We start from the raw sequence: 25,889 nt of genomic DNA, 5'->3' as shown, positions 1-25,889 counted from the left end.
AAGGGCGTATGGCCAGATATGGACTCTCCCTGGCTGGCTCGGCTACCAGGGCCGACCGCCGGGCGCGCGGGCTGCTGCAGGCTTCCACCGTGGGACTCTTTGTCCTCCTGCTGGTTTCTCTCCTGACCCGGCTCTGGTACAGCCAGGCCACGCCCCTGAGCTATGACGAAACCCACAACCTGATGTTCGCCGTGCTGGCCCAACATGGCCATGCACCCTACCGGGAGATTTACGTGGTCATCGCCCCGTTCGCCCTGTTGACCATGGAGATCAGCGCCTGGTTGTGGGGCGCCACGACCCACGTCCGCCTCCTGATGATGGCCTATGGGCTGGCCGGAATGATGGCCCTGTTCTACCTGGTACGCCGTCAGGCCCCTCCGCACCAGGCCACCCTGGCGGCCCTGCTGGCAGGGCTCTTCTTTTCGTTTAATCCCCACTACTTCTTCGTCTCCACCTCCATCAACCTGGAGGCCGGAGCCCTGGCCTTTGCCCTGCTCTCCCTGGCCGCGGCAGAGCAGTTCCGGACCCAGAGCCGACGGCGTTGGATTTTGCTCTCCGGCGTGCTCTTTGGGCTGAGTGCCACCTTCAAGATTTTCGTCCCCTATTTGCCCGCGGTCATCGCGGCCCAGATGGTGGTCTGGGCGGTGTATGACCGGGGCTATGCCCTGACCGACTGGCGCACCTGGCGCACCCTGCTGCTTCTGGGCCTGCTCTGGACGGCAGGGGTCCTGGCTGCGGCGTCCGTCTTCCTCTTCATTTATGACCCCGGCGCGCTCATCCACCAGGTGCTCCTCTCCCGCTTTGCCCTGCGGGAAGCCATCGAGACCGACGGGGCCGGCGTCAACATCGCCGAAGCCCTGGAGTTTGCCGACGTGGCCCAGTTTATTCCGCTGATGGTGGGCGCGCTGGCCGGCCTGGTCCTGGCCTGGCGGGCTCGCCTGGTCCGCCTCTGGCCGTGGGGAGTCTGGCTGATGCTGGCCCTGGCGTTCCTGTTCCTGCACGACCCGGTACGGCCCCGCCACCTGGTGACAATGCTGCCGCCTCTGGCCGCGCTGAGCGGCGTTGCCGTGGCCGCGGGCAGCCAGCGCCTGGCCCAGCACCGGGCCGGTTGGGCGCCCCATTTCAACCGTTTACTGTTGGGTGGCCTGGCCTGTCTCACCGTGTTGGCCCCCTTGCCCCTGGTGGAAACCGAGGGCTTCGTGGAGCGCCACCCGGCCCGTCAGGCCGTGATCGACCTGGTTCAGGCCACCACCGCGCCCGATGACTGCATCGTCACCAAGGAAAACCGCCTGCTCTTCCTGGCCGAGCGCCTGCCCACGCCCCGGCTCTCCATGATCTCCACGGCCCGGCTCTTCAGCGGCGTGTTGACGGCTCAGGATATCCTGGACGAGATCGACCGCTACGGCTGTCCGGTGCTGGTCTACACCGACACCTTCGACCAGCTGATCCCGAGCCTGCGCACGGGCGCTGAACAGCGCTATGCCCTGCGCCTGGACGTGCGGGACGACCGGGAACCGGACCACGAGATCCAGGTCTACACCGTGCTCATGGACGCCCCCCAGTCGCCCAGCCAGCCCCTGGATGTCCCCCTGGGCCAGTCCGTGCAACTGCGGGGCGTGGATGTGTCCCCAGGACCCTGGCAGCCGGGCGAGTCCATCTACGTCTCTACCTACTGGGAAGCCCTGGCGCCCATGCCGGGCGACTACAAGATCTTCCTGCACCTGGTGGACGAAGCGGGCAATCAGGTGCAGGCCTTCGACCACTATCCCTTTGAAGCACAAGGGAAGTTCCAGGTGGCGGAGGTGGTACTCAACCCGGACCTGGCCGGAGAAAAGCCGGACGGTTACCCTGCCCGGGGGTTGCTCCCCACCAGCCTGTGGCAGCCCGGCCATGTGCTCAAGGAGACGGTACGCCTCCCCCTGCCAGCCGACCTGGCACCGGGAAGCTATCGCCTCCTGATAGGCCTCTACGACGAGGCCACCATGGAACGGCTGGATGTCCCGGACACGACACCGGACGGCATCCTGAACCAGGTTGAAATCGCCCGTAGCCAGATCCGCCCATGAACCCGGGACATGAGCCTACGATTCCGCCGCCCCCCGCGGCTTCCCAGCCTGTGAGCGTCATCATCCCGGCCTACAACGAAGAGGCCGGGATTGGCTCTGTGCTGGCCTCCCTGCGGCGAGTGCTGGAGGCAGCAGGCCTGGTCTACGAGATCGTGGTGGTGGACGACGGCTCCCAGGATGGGACCGGGGCCATCGCCCGCCGGGAAGCCGGCGTCCGGGTGTTGCAGCATCGGGAGAACCGGGGCTACGGGGCAGCCCTCAAGACGGGCATCCGCCATGCCCGCCACGAGCTGGTGGTGATCACCGACGCGGACGGCACCTATCCCCATGAGCCCATTCCGCCCATGGTAGAGCGGCTTCTGGCCCGGGAATGGGACATGGTGGTGGGTGCGCGCATTGGCGAGCATGTGGCCATCCCCTGGCTGCGGCGGCCGGCCAAGTGGCTCATCGGCCAGCTGGCCAACCTGGTGGCCGGCGAGACCATCCCCGATCTCAACTCCGGGCTGCGGGTCTTCCGACGGAGCGCGGCCCTGGATTTCTTCGACCTGTTGCCGGATGGCTTTTCATTCACCACCACCATCACCCTGGGCATGCTCACCAACGGCTATCTGGTGGACTATTTCCCCATCAACTACCATGCCCGCATCGGCCGCTCTAAGATTCGCCCCATCCAGGATACCCTGAACTTCATCCAGCTCATTCTGCGCATCGCGCTTTACTTCGCGCCCCTGCGCATCTTCCTGCCCCTCAGCGGGCTGTTGTTGCTGCTGGGGGTAACCTGGGGCGTGCTCAGTGTGGTGGTGTTCGAACAACTGGCTGACGTCAGCACCATTGTCATCGTCATGGCGGCCATCCAGGTGGCAGCCACCGGGTTGCTGGCCGAGCTGATCCACCACCGCTCGCCCAACGCCTTTCAGACCCGCCGGCAGAGCGATGTGGTCATCGAGCTGACAGGCCCGGCCGATGACGCCCAGCCGACCGACGGGGCCCAATCCCACGAGAACCATGTCCGACCATCTTGACGCCCACGTGGCCGACCCAGTCTTTGCCCGGTTGGAACGCGAGGTGATTCAGCCGGGCCTCTGCACCCACTGCGGCACCTGTGTGGGGCTCTCCCAGGGGACCTTGCACATGGTCTCCACCGCCCATGGCCCCCTCCCCCGGCCCACCGGCAACGGCCCGGTACGCCTGGCTCCCGGGGCGTGGGAGGCCTGTCCCGGCAAAGGGGTGGACTATCCCGCCCTGTGCCGCTGGCTCTTCGGGCAGCTGCCGGAAAACTGGCTGATAGGCTGCTACCGCCACCTGTACATCGGCTACTCGGCCCGCCCGGACGTGCGGCGGCGGGGGGCCTCGGGCGGCGTCATCACCCAGACGCTGCTCTACCTGCTGGAAACCGGCCTGATCGACGGCGCCGTGGCCGTCTGCCAGGGGCGGCCCCACCCCTGGCAGGCCGAGCCCATCCTGGCCCGGACGCCCGAGGAGATCCTGGCCACCAGCCAGAGCGTCTACGCGCCGGTTCCCGTCAACACCATCCTGGCCTCCCTGGCCCACTTTCCCGGCCGGGTGGCCTTTGTGGGGCTGCCCGACCAGGTGGCTGCCCTGCGCCAGCTCCAGAGGATGGGGGATCCCACGGCCAGGAAAGTCCGCTACGTCCTGGGGCCGTACGTGGGGACCAACATGTACTTTGGCGCCATCGAAAGTTTCTTGCGCAGCCACGGCATCCAGGATGTCACCGACGTGGCCGAACTGCGCTACCGGGAAGGGGAATGGCCCGGCTACCTCCAGATCCGCACCCGTTCGGGACGGGTGTTGCGGGCGGAGAAGTTTTACTACAACTACCTGATCCCCTTTTACATCACCCGCAGCACCCGCTATTCCGTAGACTTTACCAACGAACTGACGGACATTTCCGTGGGCGACGCCTGGCATCCCCGCTATGAGGCCCAGGGCCAGGGCTTTTCGGTGGTGGTAGCCCGCAGCCAGCAGGGCGAAGAGCTGCTTCAGGCCATGCAGCGCCAGGGCGTGGTCCACCTGGAGCCGCTGGCGCTCCAGGAAGCCCTCTCCATGCACGGCCACATGTTGGACTTCAAAAAACGGGGGGCGTTTATCCGCATGGAGTGGCGCCGGGCACGGGGAAAGCCGGCGCCCAAGTACGGCTACCGCCCCCAGGCCATTCCCTTCTCGCGCCGGCTGGTGGAGGTGGTGATCAGCGGCCTCTTCGTGCTCTGTGGGACCCGGTGGGCGCGCCGGGCGGTGGAGTGGGTGCCTTTGGGCGTGCTGGGGCCCCTGTTCAACAGCCTGCGCAAGGGCTGGAAGAACCTCTCCAAACCGGCCAAACGGCGCGGGCTGGCCGACACCACGTTTGTGGTCCAGCCGCCAGAATCGTCTCCCACGGCAGCGGTTCCCATGCAACCAGAACAGGAGGCCTAGCCATGTGGCGAACCCTCTGGCAGCGGACGGCCACGGAGGTGGCCCACTGGCTGCGTGCCGACTGGGACTTTACCGACGTGGCCGCCCACTGGGACGCCACCGAAGATTACGACGCCATCAATCAGGAGACCTACTCCTATTTCCGGCGCTTCGTGGACGGCCTGCGCCTGAGTGACCTGCCCCCGGGCGGGCGGGTCTTGGACCTGTGTGCCCGCACCGGGAACGGGACCCTGTACTTTTACCAGCACGGCAAAGTGAGTTCGGCCGTCTGTGCGGATGTTTCCCGGCGCATGGGGGAGATCTGTTGTGCCCGGCTGCGGGAAGCGGGCTTCGAAGAGTTCGCCTGGCTGCAGCTCTTCGACTACCCCCTGCCCTTGCCCGACGCCAGCTTTGACGCAGTGCTCTGTTTCGAAACGGTGGAACACCTGCCCCATCCCGAGCGGCTGGTGCAGGAGCTGGGGCGGGTGACCCGACCGGGCGGCACCCTGATCCTGACCACCCCCAACGTGCTCTGGGAGCCGATCCACGCGCTGGCGGCCATCACAGGCCTGCACCACTCCGAGGGCCCCCACCGGTTCATCCGCCACAGCCGCCTGCGGGCCATGATCCAGGACGCCGGCTTCACCATCGAGAAGAGCGAGACCACCGTCCTGGTGCCAGGTGGCCCGGCCTGGCTGGTCAGCCTGGGCGAGTGGATAGAGCGCCGAACCCGCCACTGGCTGATGCCCTATGTGGGGCTGCGCCATATCTTCATCGGCCGCAAAAAGGAGGAATCACACCCATGACGACGCCCCTACGTTTTCGCCCTGACCGGACATTTACCCTTGTCCAGTTCACCGACACCCACTGGCGCAACGGCGAGCCCGCGGATGGACAGACCGCTGCGCTCATGGCGGCCATCTTGGACGCTGAGCAGCCTGACCTGGTGGTGTTGACGGGAGATGTGATCGACGGCAGCCACTGTCGGGATGGGGCCGCGGCCTGGCGCCAGGCGGTGGCCCCCATGGTAGAACGAAACGTGCCCTGGGCGGCCGTCTTCGGCAACCATGACGACGAGGGCGCACTGGATCGTCAGGCGCTGCTGGCCGTCCAACAGGAGTTGCCCGGCTGCCTCACCCAGGCTGGGCCCGCCCACGTTTCTGGGGTGGGCAACTACGTGTTGCCGGTGTTGTCGGCCAGCCAGGACCGCCCCGCCGCCCACCTCTACTTCCTGGATTCCCATAGCTACGCAGAACGGGAGCTGACAGGCTACGGCTGGATCCGGCGGGATCAGATCGCCTGGTACCTGGAGACGGCCGCAACCTTGCAGGCCGACAATGGAGGCGAGCCCCTGCCCGCCCTGGCCTTCTTCCACATTCCCCTGCCCGAGTACGTGGAGGTGTGGGACTACCACATCTGTCGGGGTGAAAAGCACGAGGCCGTCTGCTGTCCGCCCATCAACACCGGCTTTTTTGCGGCTTTGTGGGAGGCAGGGGACGTGTTGGGGACCTTCGTGGGCCACGACCACATCAACGACTACGTGGGCGAATTGCACGGCATTCGCCTCTGCTATGGCCGGGGAACGGGCTTCAACACCTACGGCAAGGAAGGGTTCAAGCGGGGCGCCCGGGTCATCCGTCTGCAGGAGGGGAAGCGGGACTTCTCCACCTGGCTACGGCTGGAAGGGGATGAAGTCATCCAGGAGCAGCCCATTCACCCGCCGGAGCGAGAATCCCGCTGAGAAGGAGATCAACTGCCACGGCCTGGCAGGCTGAGCAGGCCGAGCACCGCGGAGAGGGGGCGCAGAACCATCTGTCGGCCCAGCTGTAGTCCACTGCGCATGCCGCGACGCAGCCGATGAATCAATGGACGCAGGGCACGGGCTGGGGCCCAGTGGGCATAGAGCAACGCCATCGCCACCAGGAGCAGAGAGAGGCCGAACTGGCTCAACGCAGAGATGTCCAGATGGAAGAGCTGCTCCGCCCAAAGACGCAGTCCGATCATCAAGACCAGCAGATAGGCAGCTGTTTCCAAGATGGGTTCCCGCTCGATCAAACGGGAGAAGAGGCCGGCGGCAAAACGCATGGTCAGAATGCCCAGCCCCACGCCCAACATCACCACCAGAAGATGCCGGGAAAGGGCCACTGCAGCCACCACATTGTCCAGGCTGAAGGCCAAATCGGCCAACTCCACGGCCAGGACCACCTGCCAGAAACCCTGGCCCGGCTTCCCCGGTTGCAGCGGGCTCTGACCGGCCTCCCCCGCCAATTCGGGCAATTCGGGCCAGGCCAGGGCATCCACGCCCAGATAAATGAGATAAGCGCCGCCGACCAGATGGATCCAGGGGTTGCGCACCAAGAGGTTGGCGATCAGCAGCATCAAGCCCCGGCCCAGATAGGCACCCAGCAGCCCGACTTTGAGGGCCGCTTGCCGTTGAGGGCCCAGGGCGGGATCGATCCGCTGTCCGAGGGGGCGTAGCCAGCCAGGCCAGGGGATGGAGCGGTCTGTCGGCAGGGGCATGACCATGGCCCCCAGGACGGCCGCATTGTCAATCGAGAGGATCCCTTCCAGGAAAAATAGCTGCGCAATGATGATGGCCCAACTGAAACCCATGGCCGGCTCCGCTCCGCTGGGAGGACAGTACAACCACAACTTCTCCCCCATTGTACAGAGCCTGGGCCGACGGCGCAATTTCCAACGTTTCGGCGTGGAGGAACGCCGTGAGAAAGGGCCTCCGCCGTCAGGGCAGGGAAGGAACGGCCGTGGCCGTTTCAACCGGGCGGTAGTAACTGTCCCCGGCACAGGAGCGGCACAGGATCACCCCCTGCTGGATCACCTCCCGCTCGTTGATGATCTCCTCACCGCAGCGGGCACAGTTCACCCGATGCCCGGCCCGGCTGACGATGGCCGCCACCGGCGTCACCAGGGCAACTTCCTGGGCCGTCAGGAGCGCTGTGACCGGCAATCGCTGGTAGCCCAGGAGCATGGCCTCCCAGCGATTGCGGGCCTCCGGTGCGTAGGTGTGAGCCTCCTGGCGAGCCGTGGAGCAGGGGATCACCCGGACAGCCCGGCCCGTCTGGGTGTCCACAAAGGTCGCCGCGATCTTGCCGTAGTCCTCCACCCGCATGGTCCGGCGCCCCACCCAACAGTTGGTGGCCACGGCCACCCCATCGGCAAAACAACCATCGGTCTCGACGATGGTGAGCAGCCGCTTGTCCGTCTGGGGCAAGTTCAGATCCAGCAGCTCGGCCGCCCACATCCCCATGCGGACGCCCAGCACCTGTCTGGGACAGAGGTGACGGTGCAACGCAGACGATTCCTGCAGGTAAGCTTCCAGGGTCTTTTGGCTGGTTCCCATGACAATCCCTCAATCTCCGGCTGATCGCGGCCACCCAAGTCGACGGCCCGGGCCAGCCTCCAGGATGCGCCGGCCGCCGTCAGGATGGCTCCAGCATGCCCGAATTCCGCTTCTCCGTCAAGTGACATCTGTACCTGGCTCTGTCCCAAATGGGAAGGTCTGTCTGATGCCCCAGGGGGCGGATCTTCCCGGGTAGCGGGGCGCGCGTTGGCGCTCGCGCAATTGGCCTAAGTGGGTAAAATCGTCTAAACTATGGGGCGTCTACCTGGATGCACCATCGGGCGAAACAGATGCTCGTATGAGTGGATGCCCGGTGCATCTGCGCTGCCGGGATAGACGGCACCATCTTTCTTTGGGCCTCTCCCCATGTTTTGAGTCTCTCTGACACGATTTTTCTTTTCATTTTCTTTTCAGCAGCTCATCGACCACCTGTGCGCACCAGCGACACCGGCCCCATCGGGCGCCAGACAGGTCCGCACCCATTGAAGAGATGAGCACTCCAGCAAGGACAGCCCACCGCACCAGCCCGTCGATCCCTGTCCCTTGCGCGACGGCCAGACACCATTCCGGCCGTTTCAAGCTGCCAAACCCACCAACCTGGATCATCCTTTGGCCGCCGGCTGGCCATTCACCGGCGATACTGAATAGAAATCACCACATAGAAATCACCATCCTGTAGGAGTAGCCCGTCATTTTATGTCCACCCCATCATGAATTGAGGAGTTCATCATGAAGCGAATGCTCAGTTGGACGGTTCTGTTTGTCCTGTTTGCTTCCATCGGCTTCGGCACAACCCTGATGTTGGCCAACGGTGCTGGCCTCCAGGAGATGCTGACCCAGGCCCTCACTGCCCAGCCCGGCACCCTCAGCGCCAGCAGCGCCGGCGAGGCAGCCCCCCAGGAGCAGCTTCCCCCGCCCGGCCCCGTCCCTGTGAACGCCGTGGGGCGCATCGACCTGGTGACCACCCGGCAGGTGGTCCTGGAGAGCAGCGGACGCATCAGCGAAATCGCGGTGGAAGTGGGAGACCAGGTGGAGGCAGGCGATCTGCTCATGAGCCTGGACACCACCCAACTGGAATGGGCGCTGGAGAAAGCCGAAATTAACTTCGAGACCGCGCGGCTGGCCTTTGAAAAGCTGGGACGCCAGGTGGACGAAAGCGACATCGCGCTGGCCGAGGCCAATCTCCTCTCGGCCCAGGAAAACCTGGCTCGGGTGAAGGCCGGCTACACGCCCGAGGAACTGGCCGCCGCCGAGAGCGCCGCCGCCGCAGCCTGGGCCCGCTACAACGAACTCAAAGAGCGACCCACCCAGGCCCAGATCGTCCAGGCTCAGGCCAACCTCAAAAAGGCCGAGCTGGCCGTCCAGGCCGCCCAGCGGGAATACGACAAGATCGCCTGGCTGCCTGAATCGGCCGCCACCGCCGCAGCGGATAACCTCCAGCGGGCCACCATCGACTACGAAGCAGCCAAAGCCGCCTACGAAGAGGCCATCAAGCCGGCCACCCAGGCCGAGCTGCAATCGGCCCTGAGTGCAGCCCAACAGGCCCAACATAACCTGAACCAACTCAAAGAGAAGCCCACCCCGGCCGAGCTGGCCGAGGCCGAGGCCCGGGTGGCTGCCGCCGAACATGCCCTCAAACAGGCCCAGGAAGGCGTGGACGAAGCGGATCAGCGCACCGCCGAGCTGCGGGTCCGCCAGGCCATGATCGACCTGGAACAGGCCCGGCTGAACTTGCAGAACGCCCAGGTGCTGGCACCGGTCGCCGGCACGGTGCTGGATATCTCCGTGGAACTGGGCCAGCAGGGTTCCGCCGGCACCGTGGTGGCCACCCTGGCCGACCTGAATGATATCGAGCTGGTGGCCAACGTGGAACAGCGGGACATCGCCCGGGTCCATGTGGGCCAGGTGGTGGAGATCTCGGTCTACGCCCTGCCGGATGAGCACTTCCAGGGTGTGGTGGAGAAGATCGCCCCCGTGGCCGACTCGGGCGCCAGCTTTGTCACCTTCCCGGTCATCATCCGCCTCACCGATGGCCCCCTGGAGCTGATCCGCCCGGGCATGACCGCATCCGCGAACTTCATGGAAGGCGAGACGGCCACGCCCGAGGCCCAGGCCGAACCGACGGAGGATACTTCTGGACAGGCCGAAAGTGCTGAACAGGCAGAAGGGGAAGGCGAGTCCACCGAGGCGGATGCCACCGCCACCCCGGCCCCGTCTGGCGGCAACAACTGACCGGCTCGCCCCCATACAGTCGGACGATACCCCGGCAGAAATTTGGCGGCATTCCCCCTGGGGAGGCTCCCCAAGTTTCTGCCGGGATTGACCCAACACATTTGGTTTTCATCTTCTGGACTTGTCAATCGTTATGAAACCTGACCCCTACGAAATTCTGGACAATCAGGCCGACAACGGCCAGGGGCATGGCTCCGGTGTGGCGGGCCGCCTCTGGCGAGCCGGCCTGCTGACCTTCAGCGCCCTGTTGCTGGGCGGCACTGTGGCCCTGGCCTGGCTGATCTATCCCCAGCTGAACCAGTTGGGGACCGTGCCCCAGGAAGAGGCAAGCCGTGAACCCTCCCCCACACCCTCGGCGCTGGCAGCCCAACCGGACTCGAAGCCGGAGGTCGCCACCTCCTCCGCCCTGGCCCAGGCGCCGGCGCTCCCCCGGAGCACCAGCTCGGTGTTGGTGACGGCCACTCCCACCCCGGTGGCCAGCCGGGAAGTGGTGGTGGGCAGTGCAGGGGCCACCCTTTGGGATGAAGAGACCGGCCTGTTGCTGGCGACCCTCCCCCGGGGTGAACTCCTGACGGCCACCGCCCGCAGCACAGATGACCAGTGGCTGCTGGTACACACCGCCGCCGGCGTCTCCGGCTGGGTGCGGACGGCGGAGCTCATCGTGGTGGAGACCCGGGGTCTGCGCGCCGAGCCGGTGGCCATTGTGCCCATGGTGCCCACGGCGACGCCGGCACCCGCGATGGCAAACGCGACCCAGTCGGCGGAGGCGGATGGTGCCCCGGCCGATGCTTCGACCCTGTCCATGCCCACCCAGCGCCCCTCGCCCGAGGCCGATGGCCGCCCCACGGCCCGGGTGATCATCGAGGACGCGCGCCTCAACGTGCGCGCCGGTCCCGGCACCACCTACCCGGTCATTGCCAAAGCCCTGCCCGAGGAGCATTTCGTGGTGCTGGGGCGCAACGAAGCTGGCGACTGGATCCAGATTGCCCTGCCAGATGTGGACGGCGGCATCGGCTGGGTGGCCACCGAATATGTGGAGCTCAGCGAACCGGTGACCGATCTCCCCGTCCGCTCGGAAACCAGCAGCGCCCCCCGCTACCAGGAGGGCACCCCGGGGGACTCGGACCTTTCGTGGCAGCCAAAAGCCAGGCCCAAAACCCAGATGACCGGGGGCGCCGGCCTGTCCGGCACCCTGGCCATTCAGGTGCGCTATGGCCAGGAGATCTACCTCTATGACCTGGCCAGCGGTGAGCTGCGCTACCTCACCTGGGGCTTCGACCCGGCCATCAGCCCGGATGGCCGGCAGGTGGCCTTCACCCGCGACGGGGGCGATCACGGCCTCTACCTCATCCACGTGGATGGCAGCAACGAACGGCGCATCTTCAGCGGACGGGAACTTCTGCGGGCGCCCAAATGGAGCCCGGATGGCCGCTGGATCCTTTTCCAGCGGGGCGATCAGTATGTCCTCTGCCGGGATCTGGCCAGCCAGTGCCGGCGCACGCCCCTGCTGGAGGATGGTGTAGTGCCAGAGAAGGAGCGCCAGCCCCAGCTGGCCCGGGTGGATGTGAACGGCGAAAACTACCAGGACCTGGCCACCCTGCTCTACGCCCAGGCCGCAGATTGGAACCAGGCCGGCATCGTCTATCAGTCGGGCGCGGGGATTCAGATCACCCGGGACGAGCCGTCCGCCACCACGGTTGAAGTTTACTACGAGCCGTTCAAGCAGTACGAGATGGATCCAGACTGGCAGCCCAACGGCGGGCGAATTGCTTTTCAGCGCAAGGAGGCCAGCCACTGGGAGATCTTCGCCATCAACCCGGACGGCTCCGGCCTGGTGGCCCTGACTCGGCCCCGCTACACCCTGGTTGAGCAGATTCCCAGCAACGTGGCGCCCGCCTGGAGCCCCGACGGCAGCCACCTGGTCTTCTTGAGCAACCGGGATCCCGACAATCCGGACGAAGCGGGCGCCTGGGGCGTCTGGGTCATGGATGCGGACGGCGCCAACCCCCAGCGGCTTCCCATCGAGTTGCCCTTTGAGTACACCTACGTGTCGGAGCAGATGCTGGATTGGGGCCCCTGAGTGGCCGGTCGATGAGCTGGATGATTTCCTGGGGACGATCCTTGCAAGGCGGCCCCTTTTCCCGAATGCCTGCGCCTACCCCTTTATGGCGCAGGCATTTCCTTGTGTCGTATCAAAATCTATCTCCATCGGTGAAATCTGGGATTTTCACAGTGGAGCCATCTGTGAAGCGGAATTTTTGCCGGGGCATTGCCCCCAGTATGTACGGGAGAGGCTAAAGGCGTGGCAATTCAAGCGGTGATTTTTGACGTGGGCGGCGTACTCATCCGGACCGAGGATCGGAGTCAGCGGGCCGCCCTGGAACGGCAGTATGGCCTGCGCCCGGGCGAAGCGGACGAACTGGTCTTCAACAGTGAAGCAGGCCTCCGGGCCCAACAGGGCGCCATCACCACCGGGGAACTCTGGCGGTGGGTCCAGGAGCGGCTGGGGCTGGACGACCAGGCCTTGCGGGCCTTCCAGCGGGCTTTCTGGGCCGGAGATCGGCTGGACGAGGCGCTGGTGGCGTTCATCCGGCGTTTGAAGCCCCGCTACCAGACGGCCATCATCAGCAACGCCACCGACAACCTGCTGGAGGTGGTGCGGGAGCGATACCCCATGGCCGATGCCTTCGACGTCATCGTCGGCTCCGCGTATGAAGGCATCATGAAGCCGGACCCGGCCATCTTCTGGCGCACCCTGGAACGGCTGGGCAGGGAGCCGGCAGAAGCCGTCTTCATTGACGACTTCCCCCACAACGTGGCCGGTGCCCGGGCGGTGGGCATGCACGCCATTCACTTCACGCCCGGCATGGATCTACCGCAGGCGCTGGCGGCATTGGGGGTGCGCCCCGCTGAGCCATGACCGCGGCGTACACGTCCAACATGCGCTGGACGATGCGGTCCCAGCTAAACTGTTGGGCGTAGATCCGGGCCTGTTGTCCCAGCCGTTCCCGCAGTTCTCGGTCGGTGAGCAGTTCCAGGATGCGGGCCGCCAGGGCTTCCGGATCTCGGGACGGGACGTGGAAGCCGTTGAGGCCGTGCTGGACCAAGTAGGCCAGGCCGCCCACCTCTGACGCAATGACCGGCGTGCCCATGGCCATGGCCTCCAGCGCCACCATGCCGAAGCTTTCATAGTGGGAGGGCATGACCACCATCTCCGCTGCGGCGTAGTAGTAGGGCAGGACGTCCTGGTCCTTGGCGCCCAGGAAGGTCACCAGGTCATGGATGCCCAACTCCGCCCGCAGGGCCTGCAGGCGGGCCATCTCCGCATCCAGGTCATCGGCCCAGGGGTCGCCGCCGATGATGGCCACGCAGGCATTCCGCACGGCTTCGGGATGACGCTCCTGGAGGATAGACATGGCCCGGAGCAGGGTATCCACTCCCTTCAGGGGCTCGATGCGGCCGGCGAAGAGAATGTTGGTGTCGCCGCAGGGGATGCCCACCTTCTTCTTGGCCATGGCTTTATCCAGGGGGTGGAAGCGGGCCAGATCCACGCCGGGGGGGATGACAGTGATCTTGGCCGGGTCTGCGTCGTAGAGCTCGATGAGCTGGGTCTCCTCGGCCGGTGTGGCCGCGATGATGCGGTCGGCGATGGCCACCACGTGATGTTCGCCGTCCAGCCGATCCTGGGGCGCCCGCTCGCTTTCGTCCCGGGCAATCTGATTCTTCATGTGGCCCAGGGTGTGGAACATGTGCACCAGGGGCAGATCGCCCCATTGCCTTTGCAGGGCTTCAGCCACCAGACCGGACATCCAGTAGTGGCTGTGGATCAGGTCGTAGTGCCGGCCTTCAACCTGGGCAAAATGCCAGACGCCCTCGGCGAATTCGTCCAGGTATTGGGCGATCTCGGCCACGGGGATGGGCTTTTCCGGGCCGGCGGGAATGTGGATCACCCGGGCGTTGGGACCCAGGTCGTGGTTGATCATGGGCTGGCAATCGTCCTGGGAGCGGGTAAAGACATCCACCTGAATGCCCTGGCAGCCGAGTTCCCGGGCAAAATCGCGCACGTAGACATTCATGCCGCCGGTCTTTTTCCCGCCCAACATGGCCAGGGGGCAAGTGTGGACGCTGAGCATGGCAACACGGCGGACGGGGATGGATATGGGAATGGTCATGGCAGGAGGTTCCCCCTTGTTCTGAGTTGCTTGAAGACCGGGCATCCGGCGGACGCGCCGAAAGGGCCCGGGGCGTCATCTGCGAAATCGTGTGGGATCCTGTGGATCCACCAGGCGCACGGAAGGCAGCGGGCTTGCCGCTGCTGCCGGCGCACACCAAACGTTTATCCACTTCAAACATTATAGTACACCATTGAGCCAATGACTGTAAGGACGCGACAAAAAGACGAAGAATCCAGGTGGCTTCCCCCGGATTGGATTTACCTCTCTCCCCACCTGGACGACGTGGCCCTGTCCTGTGGGGGGCAGATCGCCCGGCTGGTGGCTGCCGGGCAGCGGGTATGGATCGTCACCGTGATGGCCGGAGATCCGCCCACCCAGGGGGTTTCAGCCTATGCCCAAAGCCTCCATCAGCGGTGGGAGCTGGCCATGGATGCGGTGGCCGGGCGGCGCCAGGAGGATGTGGCGGCCTGCGCCATCCTGGGCACCGACTATCAGCACTGGACGGTGCCCGATTGCATCTACCGCTACCATCCGGAGACCGGCGACCCGTTTTATGTGTCGGACGACGATATTTTTGGCGAGGTTCATCCGGCAGAGCAAGGGCTGGTGGAGACCCTGGCCCGAGAGATGGCCCGTCTGCCGGCCCTGGCCCGGGTGGTGGCACCCCTCACCGTGGGCCATCACGTGGACCATCAGATCGTTCGGGCGGCGGCCGAGAAGGTCCTGGCGCCTTCCCGCCTCTTCTACTACGAGGACTATCCATACGCCCAGGAGGCGGGCAAACTGGAGGCTGCCCTGTCGGCCGGGGATGGCCCTTGGGAGGCGACGGTCATCCCCCTGGACGAAAGGGCGCTTCAGCGCAAAATCGAGGCCATCGCCGCGTTTCGCTCCCAGCTCAGCACCTTTTTTGTGGACCGCGCGGACCTGGCGCGGCAGGTGCGGGGCTACGCGGCTGCCGTGGGTGGCGAGCGCCTCTGGCGGCGTGTCTCGGGGAAGGCCGCGGCTATTGCCAGATCCGGGCGGCCGGAAATCTGACCCCACGGAGCCTGGTGGTAGAATAGGGGAACAGAAAGCCCCCCGAGCACGGCCCATCGCCACCCACCTTAACGACCGACTTACCTACCGACCACCGACCACTAACATCGAGGAGTCTTCACCATGAGTGACATTCGCGTAACTGTCTGGAACGAGTTCCGCCACGAAAAAGTCCACGATGCGGTACGCCAGGTCTATCCTGAAGGGATTCACACGGTGATTGCCGCGGGGCTACGGGAACATGGCTTCACCCAGGTGCGCACCGCGACCCTGGACGAGCCGGAGCATGGCCTGAGCGAAGCGGTGCTGGCCGAGACCGATGTGCTCACCTGGTGGGGGCATATGGCCCACCGGGAGGTCAGCGACGAAATCGTGGAGCGGGTCCAGCAGCGGGTGCTGGCCGGCATGGGGCTGATCGTGCTCCATTCCGGGCATCATTCCAAGATTTTCAAGAAGCTGATGGGGACCTCCTGCAGCCTGCGGTGGCGGGAAGCAGGGGAGAAGGAGCGCATCTGGGTGGTGGCGCCGGGCCACCCGATTGCCCAAGGGCTGGGGCCCTACTTCGAGGTACCCGAATGCGAGATGTACGGCGAGCACTTCGACATCCCCGCGCCGGATGAGCTGGTCTTCGTGAGCTGGTTCCAGGGGGGGGAGGTCTTCCGCAGCGGCTGCTGCTTCCACCGGGGCCACGGCAAGATCTTCTACTTCCGCCCCGGCCACGAAACCCATCCCATCTACTACCAGAAAGAGGTGCGCCAGGTCATTGCCAACGCGGTGCGCTGGGCCGCGCCGACCCTGGCCTACCCCTTCGCCTATGGGGACGGCCGGGCCATCAACGTGAAGGAACCGTTGGAGCCGCTGGGGTAAATCCCGGCAGAAATTCGCCGCTGGTTTCCGCCAGAGGTAGCGCGCCCAGAGGGCACCCGGAATTTCTGCCGTGGTATTTACGCCAGGCTGTAGTAGAGCCATCAGAGCCATCAGAAAGAGTAAAAAGCGATGAGTACAACCAACAAAACATGGCGTGTCGCCTTCATCGGCGCCGGATCCATCGTTCAGCGGGGGCACATCCCGGCTTTCCAACGCCTGCCCAACGTGGAGACCGTGGCCGTCTGTGACGTGAATCAGGAGCGGGCCCGCCAGGTGGCCGAGAGCACCGGCATCGGGCAGGTCTTCAGCGACTACCAGGAGATGCTGGCCCAGGTTCAGCCGGACATCACCGTGGTGGCCACGCCCAACGTCTTCCACAAGCCCATGGCCCTGGCCGCGTTGGAGGCCGGCTCCCATGTCCTCTGTGAGAAGCCCCTGGCCCTCACCTACGCGGACGCGCGGGAGATGATGGACCGGGCCGCCGAGAAGGGACTGGTGTTGACCGTGGGCACCCACTTCCGCTGGTCTGCCCCCATGCAGGCCTGCAAAGCCCACGTGGATGCCGGCTTCTTCGGCGAGATCTACGCCGTGCGCACCCTCTGGCAGCGTCGGGCCGGCATTCCCGGCTACGGGAGCTGGTTCACCAACAAGGACCTGGCTGGCGGCGGCTGCCTGCTGGACATTGGCGTCCATGCCCTGGATCGGGCCCTCTACCTGATGGGCTACCCCCAGCCGGTGACAGTGAGCGGCACCCTCTTCGCCAAATTCGGCCCCCGGGGACAGGGCCTGGGCGGCTGGGGCAGCGACATCTTCCAGCCGGGCGCCGGCGCCCGCTTCGACGTGGACGATATGGCCTGGGCCTTTGTGCGCTTCGACAACGGCTCGGTGCTCCAGTTCCAGGTGGCCTGGGCCAGCCACTACCCGGAGCAGTTTTTCACCGAGCTCTTCGGCACCGAAGGCGGTGCCTACGTGGGTAACCGGGACGACGTGGAGCTGTATACCACCCTGAATGGGCAGCAGGTTCAGATCCAGGTGCAGGTTCCCCAGGAGTCCCTGGGCTCCTACCCCCGCCTGGTGGAAAACCTGGTCCGCCACCTGGACGGAGATCCCACCGCCGAAATCGTGACGCCCCAACAGGCCCTCACCAGCGTCAAGATCGTGGACGCCATCTACCGTTCGGCCGAAAGCGGGCAAGAAGTAACGCTCCGCTAACGCGCCATGTTGAACACACCGGAACGAAAAGGAGCCACCCATGCAACTCAAAGCCACCCACCACGTGGCCCTGCGCACGCCTAACTTTGCCGCCATGGAACAGTTCTACACCCAGACCCTGGGCTTGCCGGTCACCCGGCGCTGGGATGACGTCCAGATCGTCTTCATCGACGTGGGCAGCACCACCATCGAGCTGATCGGCCGGGACGACGCCACGGCGGAGACAAAGCCCACCGGCGGCTGGGATCACATCGCCTTCCACGTGGAGGATGTGGACGCGGCCTTTCAGGAGCTGGTGGAGAAGGGGGTCCGGATCCGGAGCGAGCCCCGAAATTTTAAGGAGGTGCGCATCGCCTTCTTCTACGACCCGGACGGCAATGTCCTGGAGCTGGTGGAGGATCCCCGTAAGGATGCCTGAACGAGCGGGAGGGCTGCCGCGTCGGTCGGCGCCCTCCCGTGGTTCTTCCTGCCGTCGACCATGAGCCACAGATACCCAGCCACCATCCACCTGATCCTGATTTCGCCCGGCCACAATTACTTCGGCCATCCGGCCGGCGCACCAGGAGAGCACCCTACCCATCTGGTATCGGCCGTCCAGGTTCACGCGGGCCGGGGGCTGGTGGGCGACCGCTTCTATGGGCGAGGAGAGGACTTCGATGGCCATGTCACCTTCTTCGCCTGGGAGGTGTACCGGCTCCTGCAGGAGGAGCTGGGCCAGGGCCCCTGGTCGGCGGCCACCCTGCGGCGCAACGTGGTGGTAGAAGGCATTCCCCTCAACCAGCTCATCGGCCAGGAGTTTATCCTGCAGGGCATTCGCTTCCGGGGGACCAAACACTGTGCCCCGTGCCGGTGGATGGCCGAGATGATCGGGCCGGAGGCGCGGCGGCTGCTCCAGGGCCGGGGTGGCCTGCGGGCCCAGGCGCTGAGCAGCGGCGTCCTGCGCACCGGGGCGGCCATCCTGGAAACCACGACCCCCTTGGACCTGACCTCCATCACCGCTCCCCTGAGCCGCCCCCGCCTCCCGTGAAGGAGGCGTCCCCCGCCCCCCAACCGGTACAGTGACATCGGGCGGACCGAGGGCCCGCCTCCACGTGAACTGGCACCCCGTCGTAGGCGCAGCTGGTCGCTGCGCTTCGCCGCCGTCCCCTTCACTCGCCCAATTGGCAAGGCTGGATGGAGAGGCAATGAACCATGTTAAAATCTGTGTTCATCAGTGAAATCTGGGGGCATGAAGTCCAGAGATAATGGGTTAAGTTTGGGGAGGACGGATGGAAACAAACACGAACCACTACCATGTGGTGATCATTGGCTCTGGTATTGCCGGCTCGTCCCTGGGGGCCATCCTGGCCCGCCACGGTCTCCGGGTGCTCATCCTGGAGGCTGGCAGCCATCCCCGCTTTGCCATTGGCGAATCCATGATCCTGGAGACGTCGGAAACCATGCGGGCCATGGCCGAGTTCTTTCACGTGCCGGAGCTGGCCTACTTCAGCTCGGAGCACTATTTCCCCTACATCGGCACCACCCACGGGGTGAAGCGCCACTTCAGCTACCTCTACCACGTGCCCGGCCAGCCCCAGGATCCTCGCCAGAGCCTCCAGGCGGTCATCCCCCGCCAGCCCCACGGCCATGAGCTACACCTCTACCGCCAGGACTGTGACTACTACCTGAGCAGCGTGGCCGTGGCCTACGGGGCCACCCTGCTGCAGCAGACCCGGGTAGAGGATGTCCGCCTCCACCCGGACCGGGTGGAAGTGATAGCCGGCGGGCGATCCTTCACCGCAGACTACGTGGTGGACGCGGGCGGCTATCGTTCCGTCCTGGCCCAAAAGCTCGACCTGCGGGATCACAACCTGCAGACCCACTCCCGAGGCCTCTTCACCCACATGATCGACGTCCCCTGTTTCCACCAGGTCCACGCGTCCCGCCGGGCCTACGGGGTCCCTTTCCGGGTCTCCGAAGGCACCCTGCACCACGTCTTCCGGGGCGGATGGCTCTGGGTCATCCCCTTCAACAACCACCCCCGGTCCACCAATCCCCTCTGCAGTGTCGGGCTGATGCTGGACCCGCGCATCTATCCGCCCCAGCCAGAGCTGAACCCAGAAGAGGAATTTCGCACCTTCATCAGCCGCTTCCCCAGCATCCAGGCCCAGTTCCAGGGGGCCAAAGCCGTTCGTCCCTGGACCCGGGCGGATCGGATCCAATACAGCGCCAAGCAGGTGGTGGGCGATCGCTTCTGCCTGCTGGGCCACGCCGCCGGCTTCATCGATCCCCTCTTTTCCAAGGGCCTCTACACCTCCCTGATGAGCGTGGCCATGCTGGCGGACCTGCTGCTGGAGGCCCACCGGGACGGAGACTACTCGGCCAGTCGGTTCCAACCCCTGGAAACCCTGACCTTGGGCTACATCCGAACCAACGACCGGCTCATTGCCAACTCGTTCAAGTCCTTCAGCAACTACAAACTTTGGTCGGTCTACGCGGTGCTCTGGCTGCTGGGCGCCTACACCGAGCTGGTCAAGCTGACCAGCGCCCGGCTGCGCGCGCCCGACCGGCAGGCCTACTTCGCGGAGCTCCGCTGCCTGCGGCTGGCCGGGGGGGGCTTTCCGGAGTTCTTCGCCATTGCCGACGAGATCGATACCGTCATGGAACAGACCGATCCCGACGATGAGAAGGCTGTGGACGCGGCCGTGGCGGCCATGAAAGGACGGCTGGCCCAGGTGAGTTGGATGCCCCAGCCCTTTGCAGAGGTGCTGGCGGGGAAGAATCATCTGCCCAAGAACAAGCTGCGGCCCACCCTGCTGCGCACCGAGCACGGTTTCATGGGCAGCGGCGACTACCGCCGTCACTTCTTCGGAGACGCCACCGAGGCGGAGCTGGTTCGGGTATTTTTGGCTGAAAAGGTGAAATATGCGGCGTTGACGCTGGGCCTGCGGAAGCGACTGCAGTGGCGCCGACTACTTCATGCCGCGTCCCCAGGAAAGAGTGCGCCGCACTCTTTCCTGGAATAGGGGGCAACCGTCTTCACTACTTCTCAGGGTTCCTGGAAGTTCCAAACACGTCGTCCAAAAAAGTCGCCACATCGAGCTCATCTTGCCATTGGCGATGCCATTCCACATAGTCATCCAGGCGGGAGCGAGACAATGCCAAAAAACGCGCCGTTTCTACAGGGCCTAGAGCAGACATCAGTGCCTCTATGCCGCGACGAGCGACGGTCTCTTCAGGCAGATAAGTCTGAGGATTCATCGTAGGTTTTCCCTGTCGCAGTACCCTTACGCGATTGGCAACAGCGGGCGGGCACGGAGGCCCACCCCTACGGGAGCGGGTGCCACGTCGTAGGCGCAGCTCGTAGCTGCGCATCCGTCGCTGTCCCTTCGCCCGCCTGGGGCTGGCACCATCGGGCGGCTGGAAGCCACCCCTACAGGAACCGGTACCCTTACGCGATTGGCAACAGCGGGCGGGCACGGAGGCCCGCCCCTACGGGAGCGGGTGCCACGTCGTAGGCGCAGCTCGTAGCTGCGCATCCGTCGCTGTCCCTTCGCCCGCCGGGGGCTGGCACCATCGGGCGGCTGGAAGCCGCCCCTACGGCAAACTGGCGCCATCCGCGCAGATCGGACGCGGCGGATACGTAGGGCGGGTCTCCGGCCCGCCGTGGGTGGCTGTAAAATCTGCGGAATTATACCACAGGCAAAATTCTCGCCTAACCTCTCGACCGTTTTTGGCGGGATCCCATCACCGGTGCTACGATGCTAGTCCTGTGTGAATCCTGTTGAATCGAGCCCAGGCACGCCGGCTCAGCCTGGGGGAATGGCCCGCACCGACAGGTGATGTGTCAGGTGATCTGTTTATGACGTGGAAATTTGCGCGACGCTCCGCCCAGTTGATGGCCCTGGCGCGACGCCAGGAGCTCTGGATGCTCCTGGGGGCTGCGGGGGTGGGCCTGCTGCTGGTCTGGCTGCTGGATACACCCTTCACCGCCCTGCTCCTCCAGGCCCAGGAACTACGGCTCTGGATCCGGAGCTTCGGCCCCCTGGCCCCCCTGATCTACATCCTGGTCTTCACCGCCCAGATCCTGCTGGCGCCGGTGCCGGGCCAGTTCATGGCCGTCATGGGCGGCTATCTCTTCGGCGTCTTCTGGGGCTCCCTCTACAGCCTGCTGGGCCTGTTGCTGGGCGCCGGCGGGGCCATGCTCATCGGGCGTAAGCTGGGCCGGCCTTTCCTGGAACGCTTCTTCACGCCGGAACAGCTCACCTACTGGGAGCGGAAGCTGCGCATGCGTTCGGCCATCACCTGGTGGCTTCTCTTCGTCTTTCCCGTGCCAGACCTGGTCTACTACGTGGCCGGGCTGACCACGGTCCCCCTGCGCCGCCTGTTGGTGGCCGTGTTGACCGGCCGGGGCCTGGGCCTGATCCTCTCCAACGTGTTGGGGAGCTGGAGCGCCCACCTGCCGCCCGAGTGGGTGCTGATAAAGTGGACTTTGCTGCTGGTGGCTGCCGCCCTGGTCATCCGCCACCAGCGACGGGTTCGGCTCTGTGCGCTGCTGGCCGTCCGCGCCCTGAGACGCCGCCTGCGGCGTCTCCGTTCGATGATGGCTCTGTAACCTTCGTCCATTTTCCCATGTTGTGGCGTCGCCTGGGCCTCATCACCATTCTCGGGATGGCCGCTGCTTTGCGGCTGTGGTGGATCGACCGATTGCCGCCCGGCTTCCACTTCGATGAATCCTTCGAAGGGCTGGAAGCCTGGCGAATCCTGACCGAGCCCGGCTACCGGCCCATCTTCCTGACCGGCAACTTCGGCGTTCCCCCCCTGAACGCCTACGCCAACGCGCTGACCTTTGCCCTGGCTCGCCTGGTCGGCGGCGAGGCGGGCCCCACGGCCATGCGGGTGACGGCGGCCGTCTTTGGGGTACTGGGGGTGGGTGTCCTCTATGCCCTGGCCGCGGAGTTGCGCCGCACGGATGGCGTGCAGGGCAAGCTGTCCGGCTTTTTTCCCCTGGGCGCGGCCGCGGTGCTGGCAATGATGCGCTGGCACATCCACTTCAGCCGCATGGGCATCGAGCCCATCCTGGTGCCCCTGATCTGGGCCGGCGCCACAGCGCTGCTGCTGCACGGCTGGCGCACCGGCCGGTGGTGGGCTTTCGTCGGCTGCGGCATCGCCCTGGCCGCGGGCATGTACGCCTACCAGGGTGCCTGGATCATCCCTTTCCTCACCGCCCTAACGGTGGCGCACCTCTGGCTGGCGGCTGGCCGTCCCGCCCCGGTTCATCGGATACCCGGCGTGGCCGTGGCCGCGTTGACCGCGGCCCTGCTGGTGGCGCCCCTGGGCTGGTTCTTCTGGCAAAATCCAGAGCTCCTGCTCCTGCGGCCCACCCAGGTGGCCATCGTGGGCGCCACCGGCGGCAGTGCGCCGGGCGCGGGGGACAACACCCTGCCCCACAACCTGTGGGCCACAGCCCGGATGTTCGGCCCCTTCGGCCAGCCTGGAGACCTGGATCCCCGGCGCAACCTGCCGGGCGCGCCGGCCCTCAACCTCTGGCTGGCCGCGCCTTTCTACCTGGGGCTCCTGCTCAGCCTGGTCCGTATTCGGCAGCCGGCCTTCGCCGTGCCGCTGCTGGGGCTGGTGGGGCTGCTGCTACCGGGCGTCATCACCGAGTACGCGCCCCACTTCCACCGGGTGCTGGGCGCGTCGGCGCCTGCGGCCCTGCTCTGCGCCGTGGGCCTGGATGCCATCTGGCAGTGGGGGAGCCGCTGGCAAGAAGGGCGATGGCGGCAGCGCCTGGCCAGCCTGACGGTGGCAGCACTGCTGCTCGCCGGCGGCGTCACCTCGGCCTACAACTACTTCGTCCGCTGGGCCAGCCTGCCGGATCTCTTCTACGCCTTCGACCAGGGGTTGTGGGAAGTAGGCCAGCGTATGGCGGCGCTGCCGCCGGATGCCCCCCTCTACATCTCGCCGCGCGGCCAGGAGCACCCCACCCTGGCCTTCGCCTGGCAGGTGGGCGCGGGGGAGGAAGCGCCCCGGCCTATCTCCTTCGACGGCCGCCACATCTTCCCCCTGCGCCTGGCGCCGAATCCCCAGGCAGAGCGCTACGTGGTCATCCTGCCCGAAGACTTCCGCACGCCCCTGCTTCTGCCGGAGGTCTTCCCCACCGCCCAGGTTGAGGCCGAAATCCTGGACACGACCGGCCAGCCCTACGCCCGGTTCTATCGGCGGCCGGTGGATGTCCGCCCGGCCCGCCTGCCCCGACAGCCCCTGGTCCAAGAGCTGGGTGACGGCATTGCCCTTGTGGGCTACGACGTGCTGCCGGAGCTGCCCCAGGCTGGCGGGATCCTCTACCTCCAGCTCCACTGGCAGGTGCAGGATGAGCCGACCCAGGACTGGACGGTCTTCACCCACGTGGTCAACCTGGCCGATGGCACAGTGGTGGCCGGCCACGACAGTCGACCGGGGGCGGGCAGCCTGCCCACGGTCCGCTGGCAGCGTGGCTGGCGCATCCTGGACGAGTACCAGATCCCCCTGCCGGCGGATCTGCCCGCCGGTGATTACGGCCTGCGCATCGGCCTCTACCGGCCGACGGGTGACCGTTTGCCGGCGGAAGGGGCGGGGGCCTTCCTGGGGACAGTGTCTGTGGAGGGCAGCGCCGAGTGACCCCCCAGGTGGGCGCCATGCTGGCGTCGCTCTACGAGCGGGAAAGGCAGCCCGGCTGGAGCAGCGGCATGCGGGCGGTGACCCGGGCGCTGTTGGCCGACCTGGCATTGCCGCCTGGCCCCCTGTTGGAGTTGGGCTGCGGCGGCGGGGCCATGCTGGCCGAGCTGGCGGCGACCTTTCCAGACCGGCCCGTGTACGGGCTGGATCTATGGGAGTTGGCCTTGCGCCAGGCTCGCCGGGGACTTTCCACAGGCGACTCCGCCCTGGTCCAGGGCGATCTTCAGCGCCTGCCTTTCCCGGCCCAACACTTTGCCCTGGTCCTGGCGTTGGATGCCTTTGACCAGCGGGGGGTGGATTTCGTAACCGGCATCCGGGAAAGTTGGCGCATCCTGCAGGTTGGGGGTATGCTGGTCATGCGGGTGAGTGCCCATCCCTGGCTCTACAGCGCCCACGATGTGGCCTTCAACACAGGGGCCCGCTACTCGGCCACAACCGTGCGCCAGGCGTTGGAAGACGCGGGGCTGGAGGTCATCCGGCTGACCTATGCCAATTTTCTGTGGTTTGTGCCGGTGGCTGTCCTGCGCCTGCTCCAGCGATGGGGTATACTTCCCTTTCGGGCGGACTGGTACCAGTCGGCCAGACTCCAGCGGGCCATGGCCGGAGCGTTGACTCGAGAGGCCGCCTGGCTGGCGCGGCGAAATCTGCCCATCGGGCTCAGCCTCTATGCGCTGGCCCGCAAGCGACCTGCGCACCGGCGAGAGGGGTGTGGTTGACGATGCAAGGCGATCCGTTGGTATGTACGGTCTTGCCCACGTACAACGAGCGGGACAACATTGTCCCCCTGATTCGGGGCATCCTGGAGCACGCGGCCGGCCGCCACATGGTCCTGGTGGTGGACGACGACTCGCCGGATGGCACCAGCCAGGTGGTGGAGGAGCTGGCTGCCCAGTACAACCAGGACGGCCGGTTACGGGTGGTCCTGGAGCGCCGGACAGACGAAAAGGGGCTGACCTCGGCCATCCAGCGGGGCATCGATCTGGCCCTGGAGCGCTATGGCGCAGACATCGTCACCTGGATGGATTGCGACCTTTCCATGCCGCCCCAGGATGTGGCCCGACTGGTCCAGGCCATCGTCCAGGGGGGCGCGGATGTGGCCGTGGGCTCCCGTTGGATTCCGGGTGGTGCGGACGTGGCCCACGGCGTTATGGCGCGCACGTTGAGCTGGCTCATCAACCACTTCGCGATCCTGATGCTGGGCAACCAGGTCCACGATTACACCAGCGGCTTCATTGCCGCCCGGTCCCAGGTGTTGCGGGCCATCCGGCTACAGGGCGACTACGGCGAATATTGCATTGATCTGTTGGCCCGGGCCGTCCAGGCGGGCTTTCAGGTGGTGGAAGTACCGTACATCTGTGTGCCACGGACGGCCGGCGCCAGCAAGACGGGCGCCAACCTGTGGGATTATCTGGTCAAAGGGCGCAAGTACGTGGCCACTGTGTGGCGTCTTCGCAGAATTGCCAACAGGCACAAAATTGCAAACAGGCATAAAAACGTGTAACAGCAGGAACGGGGAATCATGCTACAACCGGCCGAACTGTCCCTGGAGGAAATGGGTGACCTGGCGGAGATCATCCCGGCCGCCGACCCGGAAGTGAAGGTCCGCTATCGGGCCATCCCCTCCTTCGAAGAACCCACCCGTCGGTCCATCATCCCGGTCTGTGAGCCGAGCCTGACCGGCAACGAGATGAAATATGTGCAGCAGGCCATCGATTCGACTTTTGACAATGAGCAAGTGCCTCAACGAGTGTTGAGTTGAGACAGCACCTTTACAATTGAGCAATCGAGCCAAGATCAGGCCGCTTTGGCAGCGTTTTGGCTCTTGACCACGACCTTTTG

General features: G+C 65.6%; 23 protein-coding genes. 19 read left to right on the top strand and 4 right to left on the bottom strand.

Translation table 11 applies throughout. From position 1 onward, the window contains the following. Window positions 1–8 precede the first annotated feature (8 nt). Genes FKZ61_RS20185 through FKZ61_RS20165 form a run of 5 tightly spaced genes read left to right on the top strand, consistent with a single transcriptional unit; the run spans window position 9 to window position 6,216 of the window. Complete coding sequence (locus FKZ61_RS20185; RefSeq protein ID WP_141611952.1) at window positions 9–2,066, top strand: hypothetical protein; 2,058 nt, start codon at window positions 9–11, stop codon at window positions 2,064–2,066. Beyond that, window positions 2,063–3,088 (top strand): glycosyltransferase family 2 protein, encoded by a 1,026-nt coding sequence (locus FKZ61_RS20180; protein WP_141611951.1) that lies wholly within the window; start codon window positions 2,063–2,065, stop codon window positions 3,086–3,088. Before FKZ61_RS20185 ends, FKZ61_RS20180 begins: the two co-directional genes overlap by 4 nt. Then, entirely contained in the window at window positions 3,072–4,496 is a 1,425-nt protein-coding gene (locus FKZ61_RS20175; RefSeq protein ID WP_141611950.1) for a Coenzyme F420 hydrogenase/dehydrogenase, beta subunit C-terminal domain, read from the top strand. Before FKZ61_RS20180 ends, FKZ61_RS20175 begins: the two co-directional genes overlap by 17 nt. A gap of 2 nt (window positions 4,497–4,498) precedes the next feature. Then, entirely contained in the window at window positions 4,499–5,281 is a 783-nt protein-coding gene (locus FKZ61_RS20170; RefSeq protein ID WP_141611949.1) for a class I SAM-dependent methyltransferase, read from the top strand. Then, the gene (locus FKZ61_RS20165; protein ID WP_141611948.1) at window positions 5,278–6,216 is read left to right on the top strand and encodes a metallophosphoesterase family protein; all 939 of its coding nucleotides are present in this window, start codon (window positions 5,278–5,280) and stop codon (window positions 6,214–6,216) included. Before FKZ61_RS20170 ends, FKZ61_RS20165 begins: the two co-directional genes overlap by 4 nt. Window positions 6,217–6,224: 8 nt before the next feature. Here the strand turns inward: FKZ61_RS20165 and FKZ61_RS20160 are convergent, their stop codons facing one another. Continuing rightward, on the bottom strand, window positions 6,225–7,088 hold the full coding sequence (locus FKZ61_RS20160) for a TerC family protein (protein WP_170200070.1): 864 nt from the start codon (window positions 7,086–7,088) through the stop codon (window positions 6,225–6,227). A gap of 127 nt (window positions 7,089–7,215) precedes the next feature. Then, window positions 7,216–7,833, bottom strand: coding sequence for an FmdE family protein (locus FKZ61_RS20155; RefSeq protein ID WP_141611946.1), 618 nt, complete (start codon window positions 7,831–7,833; stop codon window positions 7,216–7,218). Between the two features lie 729 nt (window positions 7,834–8,562). On the opposite strand from FKZ61_RS20155, the gene FKZ61_RS20150 reads away from it, so the two are divergent. The 3 genes from FKZ61_RS20150 to FKZ61_RS20140 all read left to right on the top strand — a co-directional run bounded on the left by FKZ61_RS20150 (window position 8,563) and on the right by FKZ61_RS20140 (window position 12,985). Then, a complete protein-coding gene (locus tag FKZ61_RS20150; protein WP_141611945.1) occupies window positions 8,563–10,065 on the top strand; it encodes an HlyD family secretion protein in 1,503 nt (500 codons plus the stop codon). A gap of 133 nt (window positions 10,066–10,198) precedes the next feature. Further along, window positions 10,199–12,145 carry an SH3 domain-containing protein gene (locus FKZ61_RS20145; protein WP_141611944.1) on the top strand — a complete coding sequence of 649 codons (1,947 nt, stop codon included), beginning with the start codon at window positions 10,199–10,201 and terminating at the stop codon, window positions 12,143–12,145. A gap of 222 nt (window positions 12,146–12,367) precedes the next feature. Then, window positions 12,368–12,985 (top strand): HAD family hydrolase, encoded by a 618-nt coding sequence (locus FKZ61_RS20140; RefSeq protein ID WP_170200068.1) that lies wholly within the window; start codon window positions 12,368–12,370, stop codon window positions 12,983–12,985. On the opposite strand, the gene FKZ61_RS20135 is transcribed toward FKZ61_RS20140, so the two are convergent. Next, window positions 12,921–14,237, bottom strand: coding sequence for a glycosyltransferase (locus tag FKZ61_RS20135; protein ID WP_229964334.1), 1,317 nt, complete (start codon window positions 14,235–14,237; stop codon window positions 12,921–12,923). The genes FKZ61_RS20140 and FKZ61_RS20135 overlap by 65 nt on opposite strands. Window positions 14,238–14,438: 201 nt before the next feature. On the opposite strand from FKZ61_RS20135, the gene FKZ61_RS20130 reads away from it, so the two are divergent. The 6 genes from FKZ61_RS20130 to FKZ61_RS20105 all read left to right on the top strand — a co-directional run bounded on the left by FKZ61_RS20130 (window position 14,439) and on the right by FKZ61_RS20105 (window position 20,359). After that, window positions 14,439–15,275, top strand: coding sequence for a PIG-L deacetylase family protein (locus FKZ61_RS20130; RefSeq protein WP_141611942.1), 837 nt, complete (start codon window positions 14,439–14,441; stop codon window positions 15,273–15,275). A gap of 123 nt (window positions 15,276–15,398) precedes the next feature. After that, window positions 15,399–16,142, top strand: a complete 744-nt coding sequence (locus FKZ61_RS20125) for a ThuA domain-containing protein (protein ID WP_141611941.1) — start codon at window positions 15,399–15,401, stop codon at window positions 16,140–16,142. A 129-nt stretch (window positions 16,143–16,271) separates the two neighbouring features. After that, on the top strand, window positions 16,272–17,354 hold the full coding sequence (locus tag FKZ61_RS20120) for a Gfo/Idh/MocA family protein (protein WP_141611940.1): 1,083 nt from the start codon (window positions 16,272–16,274) through the stop codon (window positions 17,352–17,354). Window positions 17,355–17,394: 40 nt separating this feature from the next. Beyond that, the gene (locus FKZ61_RS20115) at window positions 17,395–17,772 is read left to right on the top strand and encodes a VOC family protein (protein ID WP_141611939.1); all 378 of its coding nucleotides are present in this window, start codon (window positions 17,395–17,397) and stop codon (window positions 17,770–17,772) included. Window positions 17,773–17,832: 60 nt separating this feature from the next. Beyond that, complete coding sequence (locus tag FKZ61_RS20110) at window positions 17,833–18,381, top strand: MOSC domain-containing protein (protein WP_141611938.1); 549 nt, start codon at window positions 17,833–17,835, stop codon at window positions 18,379–18,381. Between the two features lie 241 nt (window positions 18,382–18,622). Beyond that, on the top strand, window positions 18,623–20,359 hold the full coding sequence (locus FKZ61_RS20105; RefSeq protein ID WP_141611937.1) for an NAD(P)/FAD-dependent oxidoreductase: 1,737 nt from the start codon (window positions 18,623–18,625) through the stop codon (window positions 20,357–20,359). Window positions 20,360–20,375: 16 nt separating this feature from the next. Here FKZ61_RS20105 and FKZ61_RS20100 read toward each other — a convergent pair whose 3' ends face one another. Next, window positions 20,376–20,594 (bottom strand): hypothetical protein, encoded by a 219-nt coding sequence (locus FKZ61_RS20100; RefSeq protein ID WP_141611936.1) that lies wholly within the window; start codon window positions 20,592–20,594, stop codon window positions 20,376–20,378. Between the two features lie 601 nt (window positions 20,595–21,195). Here FKZ61_RS20100 and FKZ61_RS20095 point away from each other — a divergent pair. From FKZ61_RS20095 to FKZ61_RS20075, 5 genes are read left to right on the top strand one after another with little or no spacing between them, the layout of a single operon-like run. Beyond that, window positions 21,196–21,948: a TVP38/TMEM64 family protein gene (locus FKZ61_RS20095; protein ID WP_141611935.1), complete on the top strand. Its 753-nt coding sequence runs from the start codon at window positions 21,196–21,198 to the stop codon at window positions 21,946–21,948. Window positions 21,949–21,965: 17 nt separating this feature from the next. After that, entirely contained in the window at window positions 21,966–23,993 is a 2,028-nt protein-coding gene (locus FKZ61_RS20090; RefSeq protein WP_141611934.1) for a glycosyltransferase family protein, read from the top strand. Further along, window positions 23,990–24,766, top strand: a complete 777-nt coding sequence (locus tag FKZ61_RS20085; RefSeq protein WP_141611933.1) for a class I SAM-dependent methyltransferase — start codon at window positions 23,990–23,992, stop codon at window positions 24,764–24,766. The genes FKZ61_RS20090 and FKZ61_RS20085 overlap by 4 nt, the downstream gene beginning before the upstream one ends. A gap of 2 nt (window positions 24,767–24,768) precedes the next feature. Next, the gene (locus tag FKZ61_RS20080; RefSeq protein ID WP_141611971.1) at window positions 24,769–25,551 is read left to right on the top strand and encodes a polyprenol monophosphomannose synthase; all 783 of its coding nucleotides are present in this window, start codon (window positions 24,769–24,771) and stop codon (window positions 25,549–25,551) included. 18 nt (window positions 25,552–25,569) lie between these two features. Continuing rightward, window positions 25,570–25,809: a hypothetical protein gene (locus tag FKZ61_RS20075; protein ID WP_211358654.1), complete on the top strand. Its 240-nt coding sequence runs from the start codon at window positions 25,570–25,572 to the stop codon at window positions 25,807–25,809. The last annotated feature ends 80 nt before the right edge of the window (window positions 25,810–25,889 follow it).

It is taken from the genome of Litorilinea aerophila (assembly GCF_006569185.2).
Taxonomy (GTDB): domain Bacteria; phylum Chloroflexota; class Anaerolineae; order Caldilineales; family Caldilineaceae; genus Litorilinea; species Litorilinea aerophila.
The sequence above is the reverse complement of the archived record's forward strand: the minus strand, read 5'-3'. Positions and strand labels throughout refer to the sequence as shown.